This window comes from Nocardioides sp. J54, from assembly GCF_000519005.1.
Lineage (GTDB): Bacteria > Actinomycetota > Actinomycetes > Propionibacteriales > Nocardioidaceae > Nocardioides.
In genome coordinates this window covers 37717-53561 of the sequence record NZ_JAER01000017.1, presented here as the reverse complement: position 1 = coordinate 53561, position 15845 = coordinate 37717, and the positions used below count along the sequence as shown (strand labels likewise).

Genomic DNA, 15845 nt, shown 5'->3' with positions numbered 1-15845 from the left:
GGTCCCGGGGTTCGCGGAGTTCAGCCCAGGGAGCGGCAGACCGCGAAGGGCAGCTGGCGGGCCTTCGTCAGCTCGGCCGCACCGCGCGGGTCGCGCAGGGTGTAGCCGAGCCGGCCGCTGGAGGGATCCGCGACGCCGCGGTCCATGACCGTGCCGAAGTCCGGGTCGGTCCGCGGCATCACGTCGGCGAGCCGGACCCGGTCGAAGGCGTCGCCACGGTCCGGGCCGAGCTGGACGGTGACGAGCTCGGCGCCGAGGGCGACGGACCACGCCTCGAGCTCGTCGATGGCCCGCAGCGCGGCCTTCGGGGCCTTGGCGAGGCTGGCCTCCATGCCGTCGCCGAAGACGTCGTCGAAGTCGCGGCAGGACCGGTCGACGAAGGTCGAGATCGCCTCGCGGCCGGTCAGCGCCGCCATCTCCGGCACGGCGCCCCACGACTGGTCGCCCGCGGGCGGCCGCGCGGAGGTGACGAGGTGGCGGTCGGCATCGACGACGGCACCCCGGAGCGGGCCGACACCGGCCCGGACGGCGCGCTGCACCGCGCGCATGGGCACCGAGTCGTGGAACGCGAGCGCCCAGCCGGACTGCTCGCCCTCCCAGCTCGCCTCCCAGGCGACGTCGTCGCGGCTGAAGCCGAAGTCGGCCCGCAGCTGCTCGTCGACGTCGCGCAGCAGCCCGAGCGAGAGCGTCGCGGTCCGCCCGGCGCGGCGCCAGAAGGTCTCGCGCTCCTCCGGCGGGCTGGCGCTGTCGAGGGAGCCGAAGCCGAGCACGAGGCGGAGCTGGTCGAAGTCGGTGACGGTGAGGGAGGTGGCGCCGGCCGGCACCAGTGAGAGCACGGCGGCGGACGGCTCCAGCGAGGCGTCGTACTCGCGCACGACTGCCTGCGGCGCCGTGTCGTCCTGGTAGACCGGCTCCGGGTCGTCGCTGCAGGCGGCGAGGCCTGTCACCAACGTCGCGCAGACCAGCGCTCCCAGCCACGTGCGGCCGGCCCGGGCTCCCTTCACGGCGCTGAGTCTGCCACGAGCCGGCGCGGGATCAGCCCTTCGTCGCGAGGGTGAGCGCGAAGTCACCGGCGTCGTCGGTCCACGCCTGCGCCACCCCCAGGCCCGCCGCCTCGAGCTCGGCGGCGAGCCGCTCGGGCCGGAACTTGGTGGAGATCTCGACCCGGAGCTCCTCCCCCATCGCGAGGTCGAGCTCGAGCCCGGCGCCGGGCAGGCGGACCCGCTGCGGCACCTCGGCGCGCAGGCGCAGGTCCATCCGCTCCATGTGCGGGTCCCAGAACGGGACGTAGGAGAAGGCCGACTGGTCGAAGTCGGCGCCGAGCTCGCGGTTGACCACGGTCAGCGCGTTGCGGATGAACGCTTCGGTGACGCCGGCGGAGTCGTCGTAGGCGGCGATCAGCCGGTCGGCGCTCTTGACCAGGTCGGTGCCGAGCAGGAACGAGTCGCCCGGCTCGAGCAGGTCGGCGAGCGCGCCGAGGAACGCCGCGCGCTCCTCGCGGTAGAGGTTGCCGATCGTGCCACCGAGGAACGCGACCATCCGGCGCCCGCCGCTGGGCAGGTGACCGAGGTGGAGGGTGAAGTCACCGACCAGGCCGACCACCTCGACGCCGGGGTACGCCGCCGCGATCCGCGCCGCCGCTTCCCTGAGCGTGCCCTCGGAGACGTCGACGGGGGTGAACCGGGTGAGCTGGCCCTTCGCGGTGAACGCGTCGAGCAGCAGCCGGGTCTTCTCGCTGGTGCCGCTGCCCAGCTCGACCAGCGTGGTCGCCCCGCTGGCGGCGGCGATGTCGGCGGCGTGCTGCTCGAGGATCGAGCGCTCGGCGAGGAAGGGGTAGTACTCCGGCAGCCGGGTGATCTGGTCGAACAGCGCGGACCCGCGGTCGTCGTACAGCCAGCGGGGCGGGAGGGTGCGCGGGTGGCTCAGCAGCCCGCGGCGCACGTCGTCGACGAGGCTGCCGGTCTCCCAGTCGGGGTCGAGCAGGACCTTGAGCTGCGGTTCGCTCACCGGGGCTCTCCCCCGTCGGCCAGGCGCACCCCGGAGAGCGCCCAGCGCGCGCCGGGTGGGAAGAAGTTGCGGTAGCTGGCGCGCGCGTGGCCGGGCGGGGTGAGCGCGCACCCGCCGCGCAGCACCATCTGGTTGGACATGAACTTGCCGTTGTACTCCCCGATCGCCCCCTCCGCGGGGTGGAAGCCCGGGTAGGGCAGGTACGCCGACGAGGTCCACTCCCAGCAGTCGCCGTAGACCTGGCGCAGCCGACCGGTCGCCGGTCCTGCGGGGCGGGGGTGGAAGGTCTCGGTGTCGGCGAGGTTGCCGACCAGCCCGTCCGCCACGTCGGCCGGGTCGCCGGTGTCGGTGCGCACCGCGTGCTCCCACTCGGCCTCGGTCGGCAGCCGCTTGCCCGCCCAGGTCGCGAAGGCGTCGGCCTCGTAGTGGCTCACGTGGCTGACCGGCAGCCCGGGGTTGACCGGGAAGGTGCCGTGCAGCGTGTGCTCGAACCACACGCCGTCGACCTCGGTCCAGTAGAACGGCGCCTCCCAGCCGTTGGCCTTCACCTGCGCCCAGCCGTCGGAGAGCCACAGCTCCGGGCGCCGGTAGCCGCCGTCGGCCATGAACTCCAGCCACTCCCCGTTGGTGACCAGCCGGTCGGCGAGCCGGTAGGGCTCGAGCCAGGCCTGGTGCAGCGGGAGCTCGTTGTCGAAGGAGAAGCCGTCGCCGCGGTGGCCGACCTCGACCAGGCCACCCTCCACGTCGACCCACCCCAGCTGGTCCGGCTCCGCCTCGGGGACTGGCCGGCCGGCGTACACGGGCTGGAGGGGGTTGAGCGAGAGCACGTGCTTGATGTCCATCAGCAACAGCTCCTGGTGCTGCTGCTCGTGGTGGAACCCGAGCTCGATCGTGTCCGCCAGCTTGTCGACCGTGCCCTGGTCGAGCCGCGCGACGAGGTCACGCACCCGGTCGTCGACGTTGCGCCGGTAGAGCCCGACGTCGTGCGCCCCCGGCCGGCTGATCACCCCGCGCTCGGCCCGGTTGTAGCGCGGCCCGACCGCCTCGTAGTAGCTGTTGAAGAGGAACCAGTACCGGTCCTGGTACGGCGCGAAGCCGGTCTCGTTCTCCGCCAGCACGAACGTCTCGAAGAACCACGTCACGTGCGCCCGGTGCCACTTCGTCGGCGACACGTCCGGCATCGACTGCACGGTCTGGTCCTCCGGCGACAACGGCTCCGCGAGCCGCTCCGTGTGCGCCCTGACCTCGTCGTACCGCGCCAGCAGCGCGTCAGCGGTCCACCGGGAGTCCTGCGTGGCGGTCATGGGAGCCTCCTCGCCGTCCGCGGCCGCACCCTGCGGTCGCCGAAGACGTCTGGAATCGACCCTAGGGCGGCCCGCCGACAATGCAAGGGACAAGTCCGCGGCACGCTGTGGAAGCGGCCACTTACACCCTTGCCCCGCGGGCTTCGGAGGCTCAGGCGAGGCCCCAACCACAACCCCTTGGGGAACGAGCGTCGGCCGGCCTACGCTGCCCGGATGGTCGACCTGGACGCGATCAACCTCGAGGAGCTGGCATCATCGCTGGCCGACCAGACCGACTACGACCACCGGTGGTTGATCGACCCGCAGAGCGGGGAGATCGTGCTCTGGACCAGCGACACCGGCGTCGACGGCGAGAACCCGGTCGACATCGACGAGCTGGACCACCTGGTCCTCATCGACCCGCTGCCGTCGTACGTCTGGTACCAGGACATGGTCGACTTCGCCCAGCGAATCAGCGACCGCAGGGCGGGTGAGCGGCTGAGCCGCGCGCTCCAGGGCAGGGGCGCCTTCCGGCGCTTCGGGAACGAGCTCCATCAACGTCATCCCGACCTGGTGCCGGTGTGGCGTGCCTTCAGCGACAGCCGCGCGATGGTGCGGGCCGTGCGTTGGCTGGCCGACGAGGGGCTCGTCGACGACGACGACGCACAACGGTTCTGGCGGGACAACCCCGAGGCCCAGCTTCCCTGACTCGACGACGGTCAGGTCCGCCGGATCGCTGCACGTGCCACCGCGGCGACCGCGAGGTCGGTGCCCTTGACCTCGCCCCACCGAGCGCCGGCGGCGCCGGCCAGCTGCTCGAGCACCTCGAAGGTCGGACTCCACGGAGGAGGCGGGGACAGCCGATCACGACCGTGGCTCCATCCCAGGTCGTAGAGGAGGTCCGCAGTCTCGTCGTGCCAGTGCTCGACCGGTGTCCCGCTGCCTGCGACCGCCAGGACCATCCACCCGGCCTGGCGATCGAAGTCCTTGGTGCCGAGCGGTAGACGGCCCACGATGTGGGCGAGCAGCGCCTGCGGGTCGCCGGCGCAGCGGCGAGCAGCCGCGGTCGGAGTGAGCTGCCCGCTGCGGACGCTGACCAGACCGAGGGCACGGGCGGTGTCGCGGATCGCGGCGACCGGGCGGGTCAGGTCCTCGCGGTTGGCCTTGCCGATCCACCACTCGGCGATGCCGGTCCGGGTGGCGATCTCCTCGACCACGGCCGGCCGCAGGTAGCCCGCGGCGGTGAGCGTGACGCCGTCGCCGATGATGTCGAGGAAGGTCCGGTAGGTCTCGGTCGAGCTCGCGGCCTGAGCATCACTGAGGTCGACGGGGCCGTGGGAGAGCGGGCGTCCGAGCACCTCCCGCAGGGCCGTGAGCCCACGACGCGTCAACCTGTCGGCCAGCTCGGCCAGCTCGCCACCGACGTCGACCGGTTCTGTGGTCGCGATCGCCAGCGACTCGTTCACCTCGCCGAGGTCGAAGTGGTCCGGGTGCCACCCCTCGGGCAGCCAGTCCCGGCCGTGCTCGGCGTCCTCGAACGACCGCGGCAGGAGGGTGTCGTCGTACCCGCTGCGCACCCAGGCTGCGATCTCGTCGTAGCCCCAGATCCCGCCGCAGTCCTCTGGCGGACAGGCCATCCGCCCAGCGGTGCAGCGCACGGTCGCGGGCGATTCATCCAGGACCGCCTCGACGACCAGCTGGTGGTCCCACCCGTCACCGAAGTCGTACTCGTACCAGAGCTCGTCGCCCTTCGCAGCGAGGAGCTGGTCGAGGCGTACGTCGGCCTCAGGCATCCCCTCGTCACCCTCGTCGAGGTCGAACTCGGTCGCGAAGTAGGGCGACCGGCGGTCCTTGCTCACACGGAAACGGTGGAGGTGGGAGTCGTACCAGCCCATCGCGGCCTGGATCGCGACGTGCACCTGCGGCAGCGTCAGGTCGCCGGGTAGCTCGAGGCGGCGCCAGACGGGCGGCTTGGCTCCGTGCAGGTCCAACCGGACACGGAACCCGCGCACACGCTCCGGGACGGGCAGCACCGCGGGCCGTTCATCGCGCTTCAGCTTCTCGAAGATGGTGGTGACCTGACCGTGCATCAAGGCATCGAGAAGCGCCTTGCCTTCCTCGGGACGGGCGCCGGCCATCAGCTGCTTCACGAGGTGCTGGACGTCGGTCTCGTCGGCCACGGCGACAGTCAACCATCGGCGCTGCAGGCGTTCAGCTAAGACACCCAGCCCACGTGACTACGGATTCGTCTGCGGCATCGCCGCTCCAGTGCGACCCTCGGTGAGCGAGGAGGTGAGCCGACGTGACCGAGTGGATCGTGCGCCGGTGGGCGCGTTACGGCCACGAGCGGCTCTACGCCGAGACGCCGGGCGGGACGGCGCTGGGCTACTACGACGTGAAGACCGGGCGTCATCACTCCGATGACCTGTCGAACGTGCCGTTGCTGCAGCGGGCGATCGCTGACCACCTGGCGGCGCGAACGCCGACGGCGCCACCAGCGCCGTCCTCACCGAACCCACTCGACCTCCACCACCACTCGGTGGAGCCACCGCCGCCAACGCCGCCGGCACCGCTTCCCCCTCCCCGTCCCGCCTGGCACGACCTCAGCGCGAATCGCGCGGGCGCCGCTGCCCGCGAACGTGCGATGGCGGAGCGCGAGGCCCAGGGCCCCTTCAAGTACGTGCTCTCCCGCCTGGTGGGGGCACGCACCGAGGAGCGCGCGTGGCGGATCGGTGCCGAGGGCGAGGAGGCCGTCGCCGCGCAGCTCCTCGCCCTCGGACCGGCGTGGCGGGTCCTGCACGCGATACGCGTCGGCGAACGCGGCTCGGACATCGATCACGTGGTCGTCGGTCCAGCCGGGGTCTTCACCATCAACGCCAAGCATCATCCCCACGCCTCGATCTGGGTGGGCGGTGACACCTTCATGGTCAACGGGCAGCGAGTGCCCTACATCCGCAACAGCCGGCACGAGGCCCAGAGGGCAGGGCTACTTCTCACCGAGCAAGCCGGCTTTCCGGTCACCGCCACCGGCATCGTCGCGGTGATGGGAGCCCAGAAGGGCTTCAGGATCCGCGCTCAACCCAAGGACGGCGCCGTCGTCGTCGTGATGCGCCGACGTGTCTGCAACCACCTGCTGTCGCAACCGCACCGACTTACCCCGGACCAGGTCGACACGATCTACGACGTGGCGAGGCGCTCGACCACGTGGCAGTAATGACCCCTGCGTCCATGGGGGACACCGAACTGATCGAATCGTCGAGTTCCGACTGACGTACTCCCCAGGCTCGCCGGAGAAGAGTCAGGGCGAAGAAGCGCACCTGTGCGACGACGCGTCCTCGCCCAGGCTTTGGTGTTCGGTCACTACCGAACACCGAACACTTGTCAGCCGCAATGACGAACGGTGATGCGAGCGCGTCCACGTCGAACGACAGGTCGGCTCACACCCACCCGGCATCCTTGAACTCAGTCGTGAGAGCGACAAACCCGACCGCTCTTGAAACGCCAGAAACCGCAGGCTGGCCTGCGGTTTCGTCGAGTGGAGCCTAGGGGACTCGAACCCCTAACCCCCTGCTTGCAAAGCAGGTGCGCTACCAATTGCGCCAAGGCCCCGTGGTGGGGGTCGGTGGACCCCCGGTGGGATTCAGTTCTTCGGGAGCTTGTCGGTGGCCTCGGCCCAGAGGGCCTGCTCCGCCTTGCTCTCCTGGAGCTTCTTGCCGGCGACGACGACGCCCACTGCGGCGAGGGCCGCGAGGAGGACCTTCTTCATGCCAACACTCCCGTTCTTCCCAAGAAGCCCCGGTCCGCGAGTCGCGGCCGGGGCTTTCCGGTGGGCCTAAGAGGACTTGAACCTCTGACCCCCACATTATCAGTGTGGTGCTCTAACCGTCTGAGCTATAGGCCCGGGTGGCGAGCCGCTCTGGGTGGAAGCCCCGCGGCAGCAAGCCGAGACGGAACCTTACCCGAGCAGGTTCGGGAGCGACAAAACGAGGCTGCTTCATTCACCGTGAATGAACAGCGTCGCTCAGGCGTCCTCGGCGAGCGTGATCTCGATGCCGCCGAGCAGGGCGGCGGACATGTTGTAGAGGAAGGCGATGAGGGTCGCCGCCGCGGTGATGAGTACGACGTCGATGGCGGCCACGAGCATCGTGAACCCGAGCACGCGGCTGGTGCCGACGTAGTCCTCGATCCGGAAGCCGGCGACGTCCTCGCCGCCGATGCTCTCCTGGATGGTGGAGTTGATCGACTCCCACACGCCGGCGGCGCCGAGCACCTGCCAGACCATCGCGACCGAGACCACGGTGACGACCGCGAAGGCGATGGAGAGCAGGAACGAGGTCTTCATGACCGACCAGGGGTCGACGCGGGTGAGCCGCAGCCGGGCCCGGCGGGGGGCGCGCGGACGCGGCGCCCCCGCCGGCGGGTTGACCGTGGGGCCGGCCTGGACGGGGCGCGCCGGGGTCACCGGGGAGCCGATGGGCCCCTCCAGCGGCGGGCGTACCGCCGTCGTGTCCTCGACGCGCTCAGTCATCAGCTCTCACTCTCCCCGGGTTCGGGCGCCCCACCGGCCTCGGTGCCCGCCTCGCCGGCCTCGTTGCCGGGCTGTGCGGCGTCCGCCCCGTCGTCTGTTCCTCCGATTGTGGCACCCGGGGCCTCATCGGGCGATTCCGTCGAGCCCTCCTCGCCCTCCTCGGGGTCCTTCGACTCGACCGAGCGGGCGACGACGGCGACCGAGTCGCCCTTCTTCGGGGACACGAACTTCACGCCCTGCGTGGAGCGTCCGGTGGGCCGGAAGTCGTCGTTGATCGGGCTGCGCACGACCTGGCCGTTGGCGGTGATCGAGAGGACCTCGTCGCCGTCCTGGACGATGAACGCGCCGACGAGCACGCCGCGCTCCTCGTTCTCCAGCTGCATCGCCTTGATGCCGAGGCCGCCACGGGTCTGGGTGCGGTACGTCGGGCGGCCGTCGGTGTCGAGCTTGAGCTCGGTGCGCTTGGCGTAGCCGCCGTCGGTGATCGTGAAGACGTACTGGCGCGGGTTGTTCGGGTTCTCCGCACCGGCCCGGACCACCGACATCGACAGGAGCGAGTCGCCGTCGCGGAACTTCATGCCCGTGACGCCGGCGGTGGCGCGGCCCATCGGGCGCAGCTGGTCGTCATCGGCGCGGAACCGCAGGGCCTGGCCCTTGCGGGAGATCAGCAGGATGTCGTCCTCGCTGTCCACCAGCTCGGCGCCGATCAGCTCGTCGTCGTCGTGCTTGAAGTTGATCGCGATGACGCCGGCCTGGCGCGGGCTGTTGTAGTCGCCCAGGCGGGTCTTCTTGACCAGGCCCTTCTTCGTCGCGAGGACGAGGTAGGGCGCCTGCTCGTAGTCGCGGATCGCCAGCACCTGCGCGATCCCCTCGTCCGGCTGGAACGACAGCAGGCCGGCGACGTGGCCGCCCTTCGCGTCGCGGCCGGCCTCGGGCAGGTTGTAGACCTTGGTCCGGTAGACCCGCCCGGCGGTGGTGAAGAACAGCAGCCAGTGGTGGCTGGTCGTGGAGATGAAGTGGTCCACGACGTCGTCGCCGCGCAGGGTCGCGCCGCGCACGCCCTTCCCGCCGCGCTTCTGGGTGCGGTACTGGTCGGCGCGGGTCCGCTTGGCGTAGCCACCGCGGGTGATCGAGACGACCTGGTCCTCGTCGGGGATCAGGTCCTCCATCGACAGGTCGCCGGCGGCCGCGATGATCTGGGTACGACGGTCGTCGCCGTACTTCTCGACGATGCCCTGCAGCTCCTCGACCACGATCCGGCGCTGCCGGCTGACGTTGGCGAGGATGTCCTTGAGGTCGGCGATCTCGGCCTCGATCTTGGCGAGCTCGTCGATGATCTTCTGCCGCTCGAGGGCCGCCAGGCGGCGCAGCTGCATGTCGAGGATCGCGTTGGCCTGCAGCTCGTCGATGTCGAGCAGCTCGATGAGGCCGCGGCGGGCGTCCTCGACCTCGGGCGAGCGCCGGATGAGGGCGATGACCTCGTCGAGCATGTCGAGGGCCTTGACGAGCCCGCGCAGGATGTGGGCCCGGGCCTCGGCCTCGCGCAGGAGGTACTCGGTCCGCCTGCGGATGACCTCGACCTGGTGATCGACCCAGTTGGTCACGAACTGGTCGATGGTCAGCGTCCGCGGCACGCCGTCGACCAGCGCCAGCATGTTGGCGGAGAAGTTGGTCTGCAGCTCGGTGTGCTTGAGCAGGTTGTTGAGCACGACCCGGGCGACAGCGTCGCGCTTGAGCACGACCACGATGCGCTGGCCCACCCGCGAGGACGTCTCGTTGCGGACGTCGGCGATGCCCTGCACCTTGCCGGCGTCGGCCAGCTCGGCGATCTTGATGAGCAGGTTGTCCGGGTTGACCATGTACGGCAGGTCGGTGATCACCAGGACGGTGCGGCCCGACTTGTCCTCGTCGACCTCGATGACCGCGCGCTGGGTGATCGAGCCGCGGCCGGTGCGGTAGGCCTGCTCGATGCCCTCGCGGCCCACGATGAGCGCGCCGTTCGGGAAGTCGGGGCCCTTGATCCGCTCGATGAGCGCGTCCTGCAGCTCCTCGCGGGTGGCGTCGGGGTGCTCGAGCGCCCAGATCGCGCCGTCGGCGACCTCGCGCAGGTTGTGCGGCGGGATGTTGGTCGCCATGCCGACCGCGATGCCGGCCGAGCCGTTGACCAGCAGGTTCGGGAACCGGGCCGGCAGGATCGTCGGCTCCTCGGTCTTGCCGTCGTAGTTCGGCGTCATGTCGACCGTCTCGCGGTCGATGTCGCGGACCATCTCCATGGCCAGCGGCGCCATCCGGCACTCGGTGTACCGCATGGCCGCGGCGGGGTCGTTGCCCGGCGAGCCGAAGTTGCCCTGGCCGTCGACGAGCGGGTTGCGCATCACCCACGGCTGGGCGAGGCGGACCAGGGTGTCGTAGATCGCCGAGTCGCCGTGGGGGTGGTAGTTACCCATGACGTCGCCGACGACGCGCGCACACTTGTTGAAGCCGCGGTCGGGGCGGTAGCCGCCGTCGTACATCGCGTAGAGCACGCGCCGGTGCACCGGCTTGAGGCCGTCGCGGACGTCGGGCAGGGCGCGGCCGACGATGACGGCCATCGCGTAGTCGATGTAGGAGCGCTTCATCGACTCCTGCAGGTCGACGGGGCGGATGCGCCGGCCGCCGTAGCCCGGGAACTCCTCGGTGGGGGTCTCGCTCACGATTGCTCTCTCTGGTTCGTTCTAACGATGTCTAGGAAAGTTGCTAGAGACCTAGATATCGAGGAATCGGACGTCCTTGGCGTTGCGCTGGATGAAGGAGCGGCGCTGCTCGACGTCCTCGCCCATGAGGATCGAGAAGATCTCGTCGGCCTGCGCCGCGTCCTCCAGGGTCACCTGCAGCAGCACGCGCTGGTCGGGGTCGAGGGTGGTCTCCCACAGCTCGTCGGCGTTCATCTCGCCCAGACCCTTGTAGCGCTGGATCGGAGCTTCCTTGGGGAGCTTCTTGCCCTGCTCGAGGCCGTCACGCATGACGGCGTCGCGCTCGGCGTCGGAGTAGACGTACTCGTGCTCGGCCGGCTTGTTCCACTTGATCCGGTAGAGCGGCGGCTGGGCGAGGTAGACGTGGCCAGCCTCGATCAGCGGGCGCATGAACCGGAAGAGCAGGGTCAGCAGCAGGGTGTTGATGTGGTGGCCGTCGACGTCCGCGTCGGCCATGAGCACGATCTTGTGGTAGCGCAGCTTGTCGAGGTCGAACTCCTCGTGCACGCCGGTGCCCAGTGCGGAGATGATCGCCTGGACCTCCTGGTTGGCCAGGACCTTGTCGATGCGGGCCTTCTCGACGTTGAGGATCTTGCCGCGGATCGGGAGGATCGCCTGGATCCGGTTGTCGCGGCCCATGACCGCCGAGCCGCCGGCGGAGTCACCCTCGACGATGAAGACCTCGCACTCCTCCGGGTCGCGCGAGCTGCAGTCGCGCAGCTTGCCCGGCAGGCCGCCGCCGCCGAGCAGGCCCTTGCGGTTGCGGGCGAGGTCGCGCGCCTTGCGGGCCGCGATGCGCGCGGTCGCCGCGGCCTGCGCCTTGCGGATGATCTCCTTGCCCTCGGTCGGGTTCTTCTCCAGCCAGTCGCCGAGCTGGTCGTTGACGACCGACTGCACGAAGCCCTTGGCCTCGGTGTTGCCGAGCTTGGCCTTGGTCTGGCCCTCGAACTGCGGCTCGGAGATCTTGAGGCTGATGATGGCGGTCAGGCCCTCACGGATGTCGTCACCGGTGAGCCTGTCCTCCTTCTTCTTGATCAGGCCCCACTCCTCGCCCCAGCGGTTGATCAGCGAGGTGAGCGCCGCCCGGAAGCCCTCCTCGTGCGTGCCGCCCTCGGGGGTGTTGATGTTGTTGGCGAAGGTGTGGACCGACTCGTTGTACGACGACGCCTGCCACTGCATGGCGACCTCGAGGCTCATCGAGTTCGGCGCGTCGGCACCGGTCTCGGCCTCGAACGGGATGATCGGGGAGATCGGCTGCTTGCGCTGGTTGAGGAAGTCGACGTAGTCGGCCAGGCCGCGCTCGAACTGGAAGACCTGCTCGAGGACCTTGTGGTCGGCACCCTCGACGGCGTGGATCTCGCCGGAGCGGAAGCGCTCCTGGGTGTCCTGGCTCAGCTCGGAGGTGCCGTCCTCGACGGCCTCGAGGACCTGCTCGGCCTTGGGCCGGGCGTCACGCAGGACGATCTTGAGGCCCTTGTTGAGGAAGGCCATCTCGCGGAAGCGGGCGGAGACCGTCTCGAGGTTGTACTCGGTGGTCTCGAAGACCTCGGGCGAGGCCCACCAGGTGATGGTCGTGCCCGTGCGCTCGCCGTCCTCCATCGGGCGGACCTCGCGCAGGTCGTAGTCCGGGACGCCCTTGGTGAACTCCTGCTCCCAGACCCGGCCGCGGTTCTTGATCTCCATCCGCAGGTGGGTCGACAGCGCGTTCACGACCGACGAGCCGACGCCGTGCAGGCCGCCGGACACCTTGTAGCCGCCACCGCCGAACTTGCCGCCGGCGTGCAGCACCGTCAGCGCCAGCGTCGCGGCCGGCAGGTCCTGGCCCGGCGCGGTGTCGGTCGGGATGCCGCGCCCGTTGTCCTCCACGCTGACCGAGCCGTCGTCGTTGAAGGTCACGTTGATGGTGTCGCAGTAGCCCGCGAGCGACTCGTCGACCGCGTTGTCCACGATCTCCCAGATGAGGTGGTGCAGGCCGCGCTCGCCGGTCGAGCCGATGTACATGCCGGGGCGCTTGCGGACCGCTTCGAGTCCCTCGAGGACCTGGATCGCGGAGGCGTCGTACTCGGGGACCAAGTCGTCTGTCGACACGCGGTGACCTCTGTTCTGCATCGGGGTGTGTCCGCCACTGCCGATGGCATGGCGAAGGCCGAGTCAGGCGCCGCGGAGGCGCAGTCCCGGCCAGGAACCCATTCTATCCCGTTCAGGGCCCCAGGACACGTACCCGGGCCCCGCGGGGGGACGTCCCCTGCCGAAAACACGCCGCACAAGACCCGCAAACGCCGATCGGAGCGCCGAGCAGGGGGGCCGATGGGGGCGGGTACGGCGGCGCCCGCGATCGGGCGGCACACCAGGGCCCCCGTTCAGGGGGCAATCGGGCACGGCTCGCTCCATCGCGGACCGCACGCGCTCCCCCGCTGGCTACCGTCCGGCTGTGCACAGTGAACGACACAGGTCGGCGACCGGCCCCGGCGGCCCCCACCTTGCTCGCCGGGCAGCGGTCACCGTGCTGGCGGTGACCCTGGTGGCGGGCACGCTGGTGGCACTGGCCACCACGCCAGGCCCTGTCCCGGTCCCCGCGGCCGCACCGGCGGCCCTCGCCCTGACGAGCGCGACGAGCACCGGGACCTGCACCAGACCGGCTCGCGCCTTCCGGCCGGCTCGGTTGCGGCTGTCCGCCCCGGCCCGGGCTGTGCGCGTCGTCCGTGTGCCGCGCACCAGGAGCGGCGCGATCGGGACGCCGCCGCGCACCCGCGCAGGCAAGTGGCTCGCCGGCTGGGACGACCAGACCCGGCCGGGCAGCGGGCGGGGCTCGGTGGTGCTCGTGGCCCACACCTGGCCGGACGGATCGGCCCTCGGCAACGCGCTCCTGCGCCGGACCCGGGTGGGCGCGCGCCTGGTCCTGCGCAATCACGACGGCGCCCTGCGCGCCTGCTACCGCGTCACCGAACGCCGCCAGTACCGCGCCGACGCGGTGCCACGGGCCCGCACGTTCCGCTCGTGGGGGCCCGAGCAGCTGGTGGTCGTGGTGTGCTCCGGCAGGCGCCTGGGGCCGGGACGCTGGACCCACCGCACGGTCTGGTACGCCAGCCCTGTCGGCGCGCGGTGACCGGCGTCCCCCGGACAGGGGTACGCCGCGGCCTGGCCTGACCCCCGTACAGGGGTGAATCCGTCCTCACGCCGGCGAAGTCCGGGACACCCCCCGAGCGGCCTGAGGAAACTCCCGGCCATGAACTTCTCGACGACAAGACCCACAGGACCGCTGTCCCCGGTGCGCATCGCCGGCGTCGCCGCGCTCGCGGCCGGCGCACTGGTCATCGCACCCCTCGGCGTCCCGGCCGCGCTGGCCGACCCGGCCCCCGAGGCCGAGACCACCACGCTGGGACCCGGCGTCCACCGCCTGGGCGCCGCCCCCGGCGCCTGTGCCGCGGTCGTCACGATCGAGGGCGCCAACGGCGGCACCGCCGTCTCGGGTGCCGAGGACGACGAGAACCCCGGCGAGGACGACCCGGACCAGGTCGGAGGTGGCCAGGGCGCCCGGATCTCCTTCCGCATCCCCGTCGCACCGACCGACGTCCTCGACCTGGTCGTCGGAACGGGCGGGAGCAGCGGCGGTCCCGGCGGCGTCTCCGGCGACGACCAGGGCGGTGAGGGCGGTCCCGGTACGCACCGTGGCGCCGGCGGTGGCGGCTACACCAGCTTCGCCATCAACGGCACGGAGGTCGCCCTCGCCGGCGGAGGCGGCGGGTCGGGCGGCGGGCACAACCCGGATGCCGGCGGGGGTGGTCACGCGGGCGTCGTCGAAGGGCCCGGCGTGTGGGCCGGCCAGGAAGGCGCCGCCGGCAATGACGACTCCGCCCCCGGTGCCCCCGGCGGCGGAGCCGGCGGCGGGACCAGCCTGCCCGGCGCCGGCGGGGTCCACCCCAACGACGCAGCCCTCAGCGGGCTGGCGGGTGTCGGCCGCAACGGAGGGACCGGCGGTACCGACGCCTCGGCCGACCAGGGCGGCGGCGGCGGTGCCGGCTACACCGGCGGTGGCGGCGGCGCGTCCACGGTCGGCGACGTGAGCGGTGTCAACGGCGGCATCATCGGTGGCGGTGGCGGAGGCGGCTCCAGCTACTTCGCCACGGCTGACACCGGCGCCTCGTTCATCGCACCCGCACCCGACTCGGGCGAGGCGCTCGCGCCCAACGGTGGCGGCCGCAACGGCACCGCGCAGCTCGACTGGGAGCCGTGCACCTACGACCTGACCGTGGCGAAGTCGGCCGGCTCGAAGGTCTTCGAGCCGGGCGTCCCCGTGACCTTCAAGGTCGTCGTGACCAACAACGGCGCCGAGCGGATGGGCCTGGGCGACACCGTCACCATCACCGACCCGAAGGCGACGGGCGCCACCCTCCTCAGCGTGCGGTCGAGCAAGGGCGCACCGTTCACCTGCGACGTGGCGGTCGGCGAGGTGATCGCCACCGGTGTCCTCGACTGCTCGCAGCCGGTCGGGGAGCTCGGTGTGCGGGGCCTGGACGTGCGCGAGCAGCTCACCGTGCGCTACCGCCAGACCTACACCGAGCCCTACGCGATCAAGAACACCGTGAGCGTGACCGACCGCGGCAACCAGGACAACAACACCGCATCGGCGGTGGTGAAGTCGGCGAAGCCCGGTCTCCGCCTCGTGAAGAAGGCGAGCAGAACGAAGGTCACCCGGGTCGGCCAGAAGGTCACCTACACCTTCCGGGTGCGCAACACCGGGAACATCGAGCTGAAGCCGATCCGGATCGTCGAAGGCGCGTTCTCCGGTCGCGGCACGCTCCGGCCGACGTGTCCCAGGGCGGCGCAGAGCGGCCTGGCACCGCAGCAGGTCATCGTCTGCACGGCGACCTACCGGGTCACCCGCGCGGACCTGAACCGTGGCCGCATCGACAACACCGCCACGGTCCGCGGCCGGACCCCGAGCGGGCGCCTGGTCGAGTCAGCACCCTCGACGGCCCGGGTCACCGCCCGGCCGCCGCTGCCCGGCGTCCCCGCCACGGGTGCCCGGGTCGCTCCCCGGTCCTGACCCCGTCCCCGTCGCAGGAGGCACCCCAGGGCCCGGTCCCGCCACGTACGGCGGGCCCGGGCCCTGTTGCTGTCCCGCCACCGTTCGTCCGGATGCCTGGCCGTGACCCCCGCACGGTTGGTCATGGCTCTGCCCCGACCCCTGTCCGGGGGTCAAACCGACCCGGGATCCTGCAACCGGCCCCGTGCCCGGTCCCGATCATCCGAGGATGCGGCTGTCTGTACCCTTCCAAGCTCCGAGGAGCGCCT

Annotated in this window: 12 protein-coding genes and 2 tRNA genes; 4 read left to right on the top strand and 10 right to left on the bottom strand. The window is 71.2% G+C overall.

From position 1 onward, the window contains the following. Nucleotides 1-20: 20 nt before the first annotated feature. From NOCJ54_RS0113195 to egtB, 3 genes are read right to left on the bottom strand one after another with little or no spacing between them, the layout of a single operon-like run. Nucleotides 21-1004: a hypothetical protein gene (locus tag NOCJ54_RS0113195; RefSeq protein ID WP_157514899.1), complete on the bottom strand. Its 984-nt coding sequence runs from the start codon at nt 1002-1004 to the stop codon at nt 21-23. Between the two features lie 31 nt (nt 1005-1035). After that, on the bottom strand, nt 1036-2007 hold the full coding sequence (gene egtD / locus NOCJ54_RS0113190) for an L-histidine N(alpha)-methyltransferase (protein ID WP_028655868.1): 972 nt from the start codon (nt 2005-2007) through the stop codon (nt 1036-1038). Continuing rightward, nucleotides 2004-3311: an ergothioneine biosynthesis protein EgtB gene (gene egtB / locus NOCJ54_RS0113185; protein WP_051485818.1), complete on the bottom strand. Its 1308-nt coding sequence runs from the start codon at nt 3309-3311 to the stop codon at nt 2004-2006. Before egtB ends, egtD begins: the two co-directional genes overlap by 4 nt. A 213-nt stretch (nt 3312-3524) precedes the next feature. On the opposite strand from egtB, the gene NOCJ54_RS0113180 reads away from it, so the two are divergent. Further along, nucleotides 3525-3998, top strand: a complete 474-nt coding sequence (locus NOCJ54_RS0113180; protein WP_028655866.1) for a UPF0158 family protein — start codon at nt 3525-3527, stop codon at nt 3996-3998. 11 nt (nt 3999-4009) lie between these two features. On the opposite strand, the gene NOCJ54_RS0113175 is transcribed toward NOCJ54_RS0113180, so the two are convergent. Next, entirely contained in the window at nt 4010-5470 is a 1461-nt protein-coding gene (locus NOCJ54_RS0113175; RefSeq protein ID WP_028655865.1) for a plasmid pRiA4b ORF-3 family protein, read from the bottom strand. A 122-nt stretch (nt 5471-5592) separates the two neighbouring features. Here NOCJ54_RS0113175 and NOCJ54_RS29930 point away from each other — a divergent pair, with 122 nt between their 5' ends. Further along, nucleotides 5593-6504 carry a nuclease-related domain-containing protein gene (locus NOCJ54_RS29930; RefSeq protein ID WP_198020216.1) on the top strand — a complete coding sequence of 304 codons (912 nt, stop codon included), beginning with the start codon at nt 5593-5595 and terminating at the stop codon, nt 6502-6504. Between the two features lie 322 nt (nt 6505-6826). Here NOCJ54_RS29930 and NOCJ54_RS0113165 read toward each other — a convergent pair. From NOCJ54_RS0113165 to gyrB, 6 genes are all read right to left on the bottom strand, one after another. Next, nucleotides 6827-6899 (bottom strand) — tRNA-Ala (locus NOCJ54_RS0113165). Between the two features lie 31 nt (nt 6900-6930). After that, a complete protein-coding gene (locus NOCJ54_RS30315; protein WP_222430621.1) occupies nt 6931-7056 on the bottom strand; it encodes a DLW-39 family protein in 126 nt (41 codons plus the stop codon). A 61-nt stretch (nt 7057-7117) separates the two neighbouring features. After that, nucleotides 7118-7191: transfer RNA gene (locus tag NOCJ54_RS0113155), tRNA-Ile, on the bottom strand. 120 nt (nt 7192-7311) lie between these two features. Beyond that, a complete protein-coding gene (locus tag NOCJ54_RS0113150; protein WP_028655863.1) occupies nt 7312-7818 on the bottom strand; it encodes a DUF3566 domain-containing protein in 507 nt (168 codons plus the stop codon). Beyond that, the gene (gene gyrA / locus NOCJ54_RS25720) at nt 7818-10511 is read right to left on the bottom strand and encodes a DNA gyrase subunit A (protein WP_051485817.1); all 2694 of its coding nucleotides are present in this window, start codon (nt 10509-10511) and stop codon (nt 7818-7820) included. The genes NOCJ54_RS0113150 and gyrA overlap by 1 nt, the downstream gene beginning before the upstream one ends. Nucleotides 10512-10562: 51 nt before the next feature. Further along, the gene (gene gyrB, locus NOCJ54_RS0113140) at nt 10563-12659 is read right to left on the bottom strand and encodes a DNA topoisomerase (ATP-hydrolyzing) subunit B (protein WP_051485816.1); all 2097 of its coding nucleotides are present in this window, start codon (nt 12657-12659) and stop codon (nt 10563-10565) included. Between the two features lie 403 nt (nt 12660-13062). Here gyrB and NOCJ54_RS0113135 point away from each other — a divergent pair, with 403 nt between their 5' ends. Further along, entirely contained in the window at nt 13063-13656 is a 594-nt protein-coding gene (locus NOCJ54_RS0113135; protein WP_157514898.1) for a class F sortase, read from the top strand. A gap of 120 nt (nt 13657-13776) precedes the next feature. Beyond that, entirely contained in the window at nt 13777-15597 is a 1821-nt protein-coding gene (locus tag NOCJ54_RS30525; protein ID WP_157514897.1) for a DUF7507 domain-containing protein, read from the top strand. Nucleotides 15598-15845 lie beyond the last annotated feature (248 nt).